Origin of the sequence: Ruminococcus sp., from assembly GCF_045129435.1 — a bacterium.
Lineage (GTDB): Bacteria > Bacillota > Clostridia > Oscillospirales > Acutalibacteraceae > Ruminococcoides.
Genome location: NZ_JBGVJL010000004.1, coordinates 1 through 10,824, shown reverse-complemented (window position 1 = coordinate 10,824; position 10,824 = coordinate 1). Strand labels below are relative to the sequence as shown.

Genomic DNA, 10,824 nt, shown 5'->3' with positions numbered 1-10,824 from the left:
TAACTGCCATAGTAACTCCTTATTTTACAATTACGCTGTCGGAATGTTCAGTAATTTTCTGAGTGAACTTTTTGCCGATAGCTCTGTATTTGTTGCCCTTTTTGCTTTGATACTTGCTGAATTTTTCTGCATATATTTTAAACTCATCAATACCTGAAAGCTCGTACATAACCTCAAGCAAAGCAATGTGAAGTTCATGGTATGCAGGACTTGCTACTCTTTTTTCAAGGTCATATAAAGACCAGTAGCCGTTATCGTAATTATCGAGGTGAGCTGCTATTGTTTTAGCAGTATCAATGAATTTTTCAGAGTATTCCGGCATATATAAGGAAAGGTCATAAAGACCGAATGAAGAAAAAATCCAACCATTAAGCACAGATCGGCGTGGAGTTTGAGGATATTCTTCAAGGTACAGCTCATCATTATTATAAAAAGCAGTACCACCATTTTCCATCGGTGTTAGCATAAAATCAATAGCTTTTTTAGCAGCGGCAAGGTAGCTGTTGTCTTGAGTCTGAGTATATGCTCTTAATAAAGCAGAAGCACCCTCTCCTTGTCCCATTGATGAAACTGTGTATTTATCACTTTTAAGCGGGCCGAAACAGTCCCATGAACCGTCTTTACGCTGATGCTCCATAATCCAACTGATTTGAGTAAAAAAGTCAGTTTTGTATTTTACATCTCCGGTTTCAATAAACATATCATAAAGAGCAAGTGCATATTGAAAAACAGCAATCGGAAAATTAACTTCGCTGCCGTCTGAAATCTTTGAAACAGGAAGTCCTTCGTTGTCAAGAGAAGTACCCTCACCAACCTTTTTTGTGAGGTCGTTGTAGTAGCCTTTTACAGACTTTGTATCAAAATATTTTCCTCTGCCCTGCTTAACGGCAGTAGCACTTGAACCTGTAAGTATTTTAAACCAACGCTTGACCATAGCAAGCTTTAATGAAACCTGATTTGCCATTTTAACCGCCAATCTTTAATAAAAACTGTTCTATATTATGTACGCACTCAAAATTTTCTTCGTAAATCTTCCTTGAATTTTCTCTAAAAGGCAGATATTCCTCTTTGCTCATATAAGCAAATTTGCAGAGAAGCTCACAAAGCTCATCATCGGTATAATCTTTTTTGAGTAAAAATCCATTCTCGCCCTGTCTTACAATTTCAGATGTGCCGCCAACATCGGTAGCAATCACAGGAATTCCGAAGCTTGTTGCCTCCATAATAGAAATTGGGAGACCTTCATTTTCGCTGACATTTACAAAAACATCAACAATCATCTTTGAGTACTGACGCATAACCTCTTTGTTTTCTGTGTTACCCATAAGATTTACTTTTGTCTTTTTTAGGCTTGTATTTACTTGATTTTTAAGTTCATCAAATAAAGCACCTCCGCCAAAGTGAGTCCATTCCACTTCAAAAGGTTCTTTTTCAAGCTTTGAAAGGGCATCTACAATGCGATTTACACGCTTTACGGAAATAAGTCTTGAGCAGCTTGCAATATGCAATTTGTTTCCGATATGCTTATAATTTTGTACACCGTAATCTTTACTGCCAAGGAAAGAGGTTTGGATTTTATTTTTGAAATTCGGATACCTTTCAGAAAGATATTTTGTACCATTGTCCGAACATGGAAATACTCCGTCAAGTTTTTCAAGAAGATATGGTCTTAACGGAATATATTTTAGCTTATTATTGTATTCATAAAGGTCGTAACGATGTGTTCGGGATACAACAACATAGTTATTAAGCTGATATTTTTCTTTAAGCATAACAGCCATATAGGCACTGTCAAATAGCCAGAAGCTATAAATGGCATCATAATCATTAAGATTTATAGCTTTGCTCTCTATAAGTTTTGATACACAAAAAAGCTTCTGCTCTGCTCTCTTTTTAAAGTAAAAAAGAAATGCTTTCTGTTTAGCATTAAGTTTTCTGCTTTTTATTTCGTCTGTGATTTCAGAGCTTTTTTTAGAAAAGAACATACCTGCTGATTTAGCAAAGCAAGACATTTTTATGCTTTTACTGTCTTTTGTTTGCAAAGCTGCCGCCTGCACATTCTGTGGTAATTCGCATGTCACATGACTTCCGCTTTTAGCCTCAGTTGCAATTACAAAGACTTTTTCTGTATGTTTTGCAAGAGTGATTATCTCATTTTCTAAGTAAGATTCCGCCGGGGTTTCACCTTTATTAAACGGAAAATGTTTTGTTATTAAAATTATGCCTTTACGCATACATTTCTCCTTTTATATAAATTCAAACTTCTTATTTTCTACCACCAAAATATCTTTTTGCTTCCTGCATACATGCTTTTGGTGAGAGGAAAAAAGCTTTGAAGCCATAGCCGAGCACCTTGCCATACATTTTGCTTCTTAATGTGGCAAACATAAGCACAGCATTATGTCTGAATTTTACATAACGGATTTCTTTATTATTCATAAGATAATAGTATTTTTTCTTGAGCTCGTAAAGATTGTTTTCACCGTCAATCTTATTCTGACCGAGAGAAATTCTTTCGCCACTATGCAAATACTGATGCACATATGCACCTGGCATATAGCCGATTTTTAAGTCAGCTTCAATGCAACGAAGCATCAGGATAAAGTCTTGTCCCATAATTACTTCGCCAAAACCCTCTGTTTTTAAGAGTGATTCACGCTTTATCATATATATAGCTGTAGGAGCAATAGAATGAAGAATGTGCTGTTTTAAAAGCTCATTCTTTGAAAAATCAGTTACATAATCCATTTTGCGGAATTCAACGAGCTTATCGTTTTCGTCAAACCACTTTACATCTTGGTAAGACATATCAAGATTATTTTTTAGCATAAATTCAAGCTGCTTTTCAAGCTTTTCGGGAATAAAAACATCGTCATCGTCAAGAAAAGCAACATAATCACCTGTACAATATTTTATAGCAAAATTTCTTGCAGCACCACCACCGGTTTTGCCAGTAGTTTTAAGATATTTTACCTTGCCGGTTGAACTGTATGATTCAACTTTTTGTTTAGCTTCTTTTGCGAAATCCGAATCTGGCAGATTATCATCTGAAACGAGAATCTCAATATTCTGGTAAGTCTGATTGAGAACAGATTCTATGGCTCTGCCAAGAAAGTCGCTGCGTTTATATGTAGGAATAATTATACTGATTTTATAATTTTCATTCATTTTGTTTTAAACTCCTTTTGTGGATTAGGTTGCACCTTCGCCTTTTAAAACAGCACCAAAGGTTTTAAATATAATCTGCAAATCAAGACTGATACAACGATGTTCAACGTAATAAAGCTCAAGTTGCATTCTTTCGTTGTAATCGGTTGTAGATCTTCCGTTTACAGCCCAATAGCCCGTAAGACCGGGTTGCACGCTTAGGAACAAGTCTTTTTTGTCGCCGTATAGTTCAATTTCTTTTTCAATAACAGGACGAGGTCCAACTATTGAAAGGTCGCCTTTAATGATATTGATAAGCTGTGGAAGTTCGTCAAGACTTGTCTTTCTCAAAAATTTGCCAACCTTTGTGATACGAGGGTCATTCTCGAGTTTAAAATAAGTATAATATTCTTTCTTCTGTTCATCAGTAAATTTTTCTATAAGCTCTTCAGCATTATGTACCATGCTTCTGAATTTGTAAATCTTGATTTCTTTGCCGTTTTTACCGACTCTTTTATGAGCAAAAAACACTTTACCTTTAGGGTCATCAAGCTTAACAATGATAATCAAAATTAAAAATACCGGTGACAGAATACAAACAGAAAATATTGAAAGAAATAAATCAAAAAGTCTTTTTAAAATACTATATGCCATTTATTCTGTTTTACCCCTTTATAAATAAATACCCCAAAAAACAAAATTATTTATATTGATAATAATAACCTTTTTTAGCTTCGGAAGATTTGACACGGTTAATGATTACACCAAGAATTTTTCCGCCTGCACGAAGAATAGATTCTTTTGTACGATTAAGATTAGCATAAGTTGTTGTTTTATCTCTTACAACAATTACAACGCCGTCTGATTCCTTAATCATTGGCACAGCGTCAATTACTACATTTACCGGCGGTGTATCAAAGATAATGTAATCAAATCTCTTTTCAAGTTCTTTTATCATTTCATGCATTGAGTCACTTGACAAAAGCTCTGACGGGTTTGGTGGAATGGCACCAAAGCAGATAGCAGACAGGTTATCAACACCTGTATCTTTAATAATATCGTCAAGCTGACATTCCTCGTTAAGGTAGTTAGCAAGACCCGGGAATGGCTCTATATTAATTGCAGAATGTACACGAGGACGACGAAGGTCACAGTCAATTATGAGTACTCTTGTACCAACCTGCTGAGCAAGTGCTACTGCAATATTTGTAGATGTAATTGTCTTGCCTTCACCCTTTGTTGAACTTGTAAAAGCAACCTTTTTACATCCTTTTTTAATAATAGAATAAGCTATGCTTGTTCTTGCCATTTTATATGATTCACGAATCTGGAAGCTAAGATTGTTAAGTTGTTCTCCGGCATTGTTACCTTTAATGATACCCATTGTTTACACCCCTCTTTTCTTCTTTTTACCGTTTGAAATAGCGTTGAAATCAGGAATTGCTGCAAGAATTGGCATATCGCCGATAGAAGTCAATTCGTCTGTGTATGTAATCTTTACATCAACAAGCTTTCTGATTATTACAATGATAATTGAAAGAAAAAGTCCTGCAAAAAACGCAATCAATGTATTTCTTGAAACATTAGGTGAAGATGGACTTGTAGGCATAACTGCTTCATCAACGATTTTCAGGGTTGCATTCTGATCTTTTAATTCGCTGATGATTTTTGGTGATACAACAGCTACTGCATCTGCAATTTCTTTTGCGTCTGTTGGACTTGAAGCAACTACTTTTGCTTCAAATACCTCTGTTTCGTTAAGAGATGAAAAAGAGATAGCATGCGAGAGTTGAGTAGCGGAATATTTGTTATTAAGTTGTTCTGATACTTGTGTGTAGAACTTATTAGTTTCAAGCATCTGAATATAAGTATTTACAAGAGCTACCGCATAGTTTCTGTTGCTGAAGTTATTGTAACTGTTGCTTGAAGTGTCACCTGTGGTTTCTACATAAAGCTTAACGCTTGATGTGTAGGTTTTACTGATAATAAATTTTGAAGCAAAAAATGAGCATACCGCAAAAACTATAGCAGTAACGAGTATAAACGCTAAACTTTTTTTTAGTATAACGAAAATTTCTTTAAGTGTAAGTTCCATAATTCACCTTATCTCCCAATATTATTATATATTTCGACCTAATAATTATATATGAAATGCGAATATTTTGCAATGTTATTTGTATTAGGAAATATATAATCTCACAATTACACAATATATAGCATAAAAACAGGTTTATTTTGTTATAATTCTTATAGATAGTGTTTGTTTAAAGACATAAAGATTATATATAAAAATTTTAATTTATAGCAATAAACAACCGCTACAGAAAATATTTTCCTGTAGCGGAGTTTTAATTATTGATTACTTTTAAAATAATATTAAATTGTGCTTATGCAGCCCAGTAACCTGTCATTGTAACAAGCTTGTTCTGAGGAGCACAACCATTGATTACAAACATAGCACCGTTGAGAGATTCAACTGTAGCTGTTGTAGTTGTATCATAAGGATATTCGTAAGAACCGATACCTGCTCTGAGGAGATTACCCGACCAGCTGTAAAGTGTTCTTAATTTGCTGTCGCCGGAAACAACACCAAATCTTGTTACTTTGTTAATTTCATTATACTGGTCTGCTGTGATAACTGCCTCGTAAACTGTCCATGTTGCATCGTTTGAAATAAGTGATGTTTCGATGCTGTCAGGAGCAAACACTTCGTTAGTTGCAGTCATTTCAATAAACTTGGCTGATGAAAGCTCAGAACCTGAACCATAAGCAAGCTTGAGTGAATTGATAGCAACACCGTTTACTTCGTTAGGTGCAGCAACTCTGATTGTAACTGTTTTGATACTTCCGTTGTATTTGCCCCAATAACCAAGATATGATCTTGTGTTCTGAGCAGCTGAATCAACGAAGAAGAACATCTTACCATTGAGGTCTGCCATAGCTGTTTTAGCTGAGTTGTATTTAGCGTTGTACTCGCCAACCTTAGCTCTTGTTACGCTGTGTGAATATGTGAAATCTGTTCTGATTTCTGCACCATAAGCTGATGTGAAGCCTGTGTAGTTGCAAGCGTCAGCAGCCTGCATCTGTTCAGCTGTAAGTTCAAGCTTATATACAGTCCACTTGCCCTGCTGGAGCATTGCACACTCAGCTGTATTTACATAGTCATAATCTGTTTTGAGCATTCTTACTGATACTGCAGTACCCGGTGTTGATGATGTGCCATAACGGAAATATACATCGCCCATAGCTGTTGTTTCATTTACTACCGGAGAAGCAGCATAATATACGCCTGCACATGGTGAGCCGTTTTCGCTTACCCAGTTTCCAAGGAATGAAGCCTTGTTTGTAAGAGAAGCTGCGTCTTTGATTACAAACATCTTACCGTTGAGATCTTCAACAGGAGTTTTTGCAGCTTTGTAACCTTCTGTATCTGTATTAGCTCTGAAAATTGAGTTTGACCATACATAATTTGTTCTTAATGAATTGAACTTATCAGTAAAGCCTGCATAGTTTGATGCATTGATAGCTGCAACCTGCTCATCTGTAAGAGTAATTTTATATACAGCCCAGTTTGCGTTAGTTGAAAGTGAGCCGGCTACTTCACCAGATACATAGTAAAGTCTGTCTGTCTTTACCATTGGAAGCTTTGTTGCAGTTGAAACATTTGAAGTTGATGAATATGTGAGATAAATCTCATCCCATGTTGTGCCTTCTTTAAAGACAGGAGCTGCCATATAAAGTGTTGTACCGTCAGACGGCTCTTCTGTTGTAGGCTGTGTAGGTTCTGTAGCCGGTGCTGTTGTAGGTTCAGTTACCGGTTCAGTAGGATCAGTTGCTGGTTCTGATGGTTCTGTAGGATCTGTAACAGGCTCTGTAGGGATTACAGGCTCATTCTCAGATTCATAAGAAAGTGTGAGTGTACCGTCTTCGTTCTTAACAAGTGTAAAATCGACCTTGCCTTCTGGAACGATAAGCTTGTTAGCGTCTTCGCCAAGCAATGATGTGCTATAAAGTGTTACACTCTTTGTAATGCCGGCCCAACCGTCAGTCATATACCAACCAGTGTTGTCGCCTGTCTTAACTGCAACATAGCTTACTGAATCAAATACAGCTGAAAGTTTGCCGTCAACAAACTTATAATCACCAATATTTTCCCAATCTTCTTCACAACCATAATTTTCGCCGTTGATTGTACCGAAGAGATAGTAATCAGTTGTTACAGGCTGTGTTGGCTCTGTAGGTTCTGTTGGATCAGTTGATTCTGTAGGCTCTGTTGGGTTATCGCATGTTACATTAGCTGTAGCAGTTACAGTACCTTTCTTTGTGTTAAAATCATAAGCTGATACATCAATAGTAAGAGTTACATCTGAATTGTCATTTTCAACAACAATTTCAGAATTAAGTGAGCTGTTAAAGTAACCCTCAACTGTCCAGTTGTAAGTATAGCTGTTATTAGCAACGAATTTGTATGAGTATGTGCCTGCTGCAACATTTTTAAATGTAATTGTCCATACGCCGTTTTCATCAAGAGACATAATGCCCTCAGCAGCATCAGGATCCCACTTTGCACCAACAAGTTCTTCATCACCGACAACTGTCATGTGCTGGAGTACAAATTCGCCTGCACCATCGCTGACGATTTCAATTTTCTTTGTTGTTTCGTTAAACTTAATTGTTACATCAGATGTTTTGTTAAGTGTTACAGAGCAGTTGCCTGTGCCCTCACCCCAAGATGAATTCCATGTACCGTTTGTAACCTTGAAAGAATATGTACCTGCAGGTACATCCTTATAAGTGATTTCATAAACGCCATTACCGTCTTCGTCTGTCATTGCGTTTGCTGCATCAGCCGGATCCCAAGCACTACCGCAAAGACCTGCATCACCGGCAACTGAATATTTGAAGCTTTGCTCTGTTGTAGGCTCAGTTTCAGCAGTTGTAGGCTCAACACCAGGTGTATAAAGACTCCAAGAGCCACCGCCCTTGTCCCAAGTACCTTCTTTAACTGTGTAGCAGTTCATTCCCTCCGGAACTGTAAGGTCACTTGTCTGGTTCCATTTGTTTGACCAGCTATTTGTGGTTGTGTTTGGATTCATACGGCAGAGAATAATGCCGGTCCAGTCGCCCTCCGGAATGGTTCCCTCATAATAGCCGTCTTCGTCCTCATCTGCCATATCTGCCCAAGTGTTTGTTTTGCTGTTGAAAACATACATTGCAAAACGAGCATTACCTATAAGCCAGTTTGAATTTGGCTTTAGATAAACAACAGATGATGTTTCTTCTGTTTCTGCTGCACTGACTGAAATCATACACATTGAAAAAATAAGCATAAAGCTCAGAATCAATGCAACAGATCTTTTAAAAGCTTTCATTTTATTTCCTCCTTTTTTAAATGAATAACTTTAAGCGTACCCGCTGTAATTAAGTGTACACTTTTTTGTTTATGGTTACAAGTGTTATAATGTATAAATAAAAAATATTATTATTAGATATATTGCACAAATGGAGTATTTTTTAACAAAAACCATAAGAAAAAAGGCATCAGATAACTGATGCCTTTATAAAAATAATATTAAACTTTTGTAATATTTTATGAATTATGCTGCCCAGTAACCTGTCATAGTTGAAATCTTATTAGCAGAATCACAACCATTCATTACAAATGTTGAACCATCAAATGACTCAACTGCAGGAGTTGATGATGTATTATAAGGATACTGATAAGAACCAACGCCTGCTCTGATAACATTACCTGACCAGCTGTAGAGTGTTTTAACCTTGCCGTCTGCTGAAGCAAAACCAAACTTCTGTGAAGCATTGATTGCTGCATACTGCTCAGCGTCAACTGTGATTTCATATACTGACCAAGAAGTGCTTGAAGAGATGAGGCTTGTCTTGATTGACTGTGGCTTGAATGTTTCATTAGTCTTTGTCATTGAAAGAACTGTAGCGTCAGAGAAATTAGCACCTGTTGAATAATAAAGGTTCATACCCTTGATTGTTGTGCCGTTTACTGAATCAGGAACTGCAACTTTAAAAGTAGCTGTCATAATATCCATTGATGGCTCGTTCCAGTAGCCGAGATATGACTTTGTATTTGCAGAAGCTGAGTTTGTGATAAAGAACATCTTACCGTTGAGGTCAGACATATTTGTTTTAGCTGAGTTGTAGTTGCCGTATGAGCCAACCTTAGCTCTTGTTACGCTGTTAGAATATGTAAAGTTAGTTCTTACATCTGCACCGTAAGCTGAAGTGAAGCCTGTGTAGTTGCAAGCATCAATATCTTTCATCTGTGAAGCTGTGAGGTTTAATGAATAAACTGTCCAGTCACCCTTCTTAAGTACAGAAGAAGAATTTGTGTTAGCGTATGTGTAAGTAAGTTTTGTCATTCTGATCTGAGTTGCATCTGCAATAGTTGATGACTTGCCATAACGGAAGTAAACATCGCCCATTGAAGTTGTATCATTTACAACCGGTGAAGCAGTGTAAATAACACCCTCTGCTTTTTCACCGTTGTTGCTTACCCAGTTACCAAGGAAAGAAGACTTGTTTGTGAGTGAAGAAGCATCTGTGATTACAAACATTTTGCCGTCAAGATCTTTTACAGAAGTTTTTGCTGACTTGTAGCCTGTTTTATCTGTGTTAGCTCTGAATACTGAGTTAGCCCAAATAAAGTTTGTTCTGTAATTATTGTATTTATTTGTAAAGCCGGTGTAATTAGAAGCATCAATGGCAGCAATCTGCTCATCTGTAAGCTCTACCTTATAAACAGCCCAGTTTGTGTTGTTTGAAAGTGAGCCTGCAAGATTACCTGAAGCATAGTAAAGATTGTCTGTCTTTTCCATTGCAATCTTATTAGCGACAGATACATTTGAATTTGAAGCATATGTAAGGTAAATGTCGTCCCAGCTTGTACCTTCCTTAAATACAGGAGCTGCCATGTAGAGTGTTGCACCTGTTGTAGGCTGTGAACCGATTACATTTGCAGAAGCAGAGAACTTAGCGTCGCCAAGGTTCATTTCCTCGTGTCTTACATAGTTGATTCTGTCTTTAGATGTGATTTCTGACATATTTTCAGCTTTTGTACCTGTGAGAACTTCAACATTGAGGTCAACTGTTGTGTCGCCTGAACCGATGATGTCAAAAGTTACAGTAACAACAGTAGCTTTTGTTCTGAAGTTGTAAAGGTTAAGATTTGATGCGTTGAAAAGCACCTTGCTGTTGCCTTTAAAGTTAATTACTGCACTGCCTGACTTAAATACAGGAAGGCTTGTTTCGAGTGTATTTGTTGAAGCAACTTTTAAAACTGTGTTGTCATAATTCATTGTAGCCTGAACATTAATAATTTTGTTTGGGCACTCCAAGAAATAAGTAACTTCAACCTGCTTGCTGTTTTCATCATACTGGTAAGTAGCACTGTCGCATACATTTGATGAAACTGTGATTTTGCCACCATTTGTTGCCGCACTTGCTGTGAATGGGATTGCTGTGAATGCACAAAGCACAAGCATAACAGCCAAAATGAGTGACATTGACTTTTTGATTTTCTTCATAAATTTGTCTCCTTACTTCATAAAATTAAAGAAATCCAAAACTTCTTTTGATTATGAAATATGGGTATTTGAACAATTTGCCCATATTTCTCATCTTATTTCACATTATAACATAGAAAATGAA

8 protein-coding genes are annotated in these 10,824 nt (G+C 36.8%); all 8 read right to left on the bottom strand.

Annotation, left to right across the window (positions count from 1 at the left end):
* Nucleotides 1-19 precede the first annotated feature (19 nt).
* Entirely contained in the window at nt 20-964 is a 945-nt protein-coding gene (locus ACJMMI_RS00100; RefSeq protein WP_405352335.1) for a D-glucuronyl C5-epimerase family protein, read from the bottom strand.
* 1 nt (nt 965) lies between these two features.
* The gene (locus ACJMMI_RS00095) at nt 966-2,234 is read right to left on the bottom strand and encodes a glycosyltransferase (RefSeq protein ID WP_405352333.1); all 1,269 of its coding nucleotides are present in this window, start codon (nt 2,232-2,234) and stop codon (nt 966-968) included.
* Nucleotides 2,235-2,265: 31 nt separating this feature from the next.
* The gene (locus ACJMMI_RS00090; RefSeq protein WP_405352331.1) at nt 2,266-3,168 is read right to left on the bottom strand and encodes a glycosyltransferase family 2 protein; all 903 of its coding nucleotides are present in this window, start codon (nt 3,166-3,168) and stop codon (nt 2,266-2,268) included.
* 24 nt (nt 3,169-3,192) lie between these two features.
* Nucleotides 3,193-3,801 (bottom strand): sugar transferase, encoded by a 609-nt coding sequence (locus ACJMMI_RS00085; RefSeq protein WP_405352330.1) that lies wholly within the window; start codon nt 3,799-3,801, stop codon nt 3,193-3,195.
* 46 nt (nt 3,802-3,847) lie between these two features.
* Nucleotides 3,848-4,531 carry a CpsD/CapB family tyrosine-protein kinase gene (locus ACJMMI_RS00080; protein ID WP_405352328.1) on the bottom strand — a complete coding sequence of 228 codons (684 nt, stop codon included), beginning with the start codon at nt 4,529-4,531 and terminating at the stop codon, nt 3,848-3,850.
* 3 nt (nt 4,532-4,534) lie between these two features.
* Nucleotides 4,535-5,242 carry a YveK family protein gene (locus ACJMMI_RS00075; RefSeq protein WP_405352326.1) on the bottom strand — a complete coding sequence of 236 codons (708 nt, stop codon included), beginning with the start codon at nt 5,240-5,242 and terminating at the stop codon, nt 4,535-4,537.
* Between the two features lie 292 nt (nt 5,243-5,534).
* Nucleotides 5,535-8,519, bottom strand: coding sequence for a hypothetical protein (locus ACJMMI_RS00070; RefSeq protein WP_405352325.1), 2,985 nt, complete (start codon nt 8,517-8,519; stop codon nt 5,535-5,537).
* Between the two features lie 225 nt (nt 8,520-8,744).
* Nucleotides 8,745-10,700: a hypothetical protein gene (locus tag ACJMMI_RS00065; protein WP_405352323.1), complete on the bottom strand. Its 1,956-nt coding sequence runs from the start codon at nt 10,698-10,700 to the stop codon at nt 8,745-8,747.
* Nucleotides 10,701-10,824 lie beyond the last annotated feature (124 nt).

What these genes read in the sequence shown, in the direction of transcription:
- ACJMMI_RS00100 (WP_405352335.1), bottom strand. Translation starts at nt 964, where the DNA reads ATGGCAAATCAGGTTTCATTAAAGCTTGCTATGGTCAAGCGTTGGTTT.
- ACJMMI_RS00095 (WP_405352333.1), bottom strand. Translation starts at nt 2,234, where the DNA reads ATGCGTAAAGGCATAATTTTAATAACAAAACATTTTCCGTTTAATAAA.
- ACJMMI_RS00090 (WP_405352331.1), bottom strand. Translation starts at nt 3,168, where the DNA reads ATGAATGAAAATTATAAAATCAGTATAATTATTCCTACATATAAACGC.
- ACJMMI_RS00085 (WP_405352330.1), bottom strand. Translation starts at nt 3,801, where the DNA reads ATGGCATATAGTATTTTAAAAAGACTTTTTGATTTATTTCTTTCAATA.
- ACJMMI_RS00080 (WP_405352328.1), bottom strand. Translation starts at nt 4,531, where the DNA reads ATGGGTATCATTAAAGGTAACAATGCCGGAGAACAACTTAACAATCTT.
- ACJMMI_RS00075 (WP_405352326.1), bottom strand. Translation starts at nt 5,242, where the DNA reads ATGGAACTTACACTTAAAGAAATTTTCGTTATACTAAAAAAAAGTTTA.
- ACJMMI_RS00070 (WP_405352325.1), bottom strand. Translation starts at nt 8,519, where the DNA reads ATGAAAGCTTTTAAAAGATCTGTTGCATTGATTCTGAGCTTTATGCTT.
- ACJMMI_RS00065 (WP_405352323.1), bottom strand. Translation starts at nt 10,700, where the DNA reads ATGAAGAAAATCAAAAAGTCAATGTCACTCATTTTGGCTGTTATGCTT.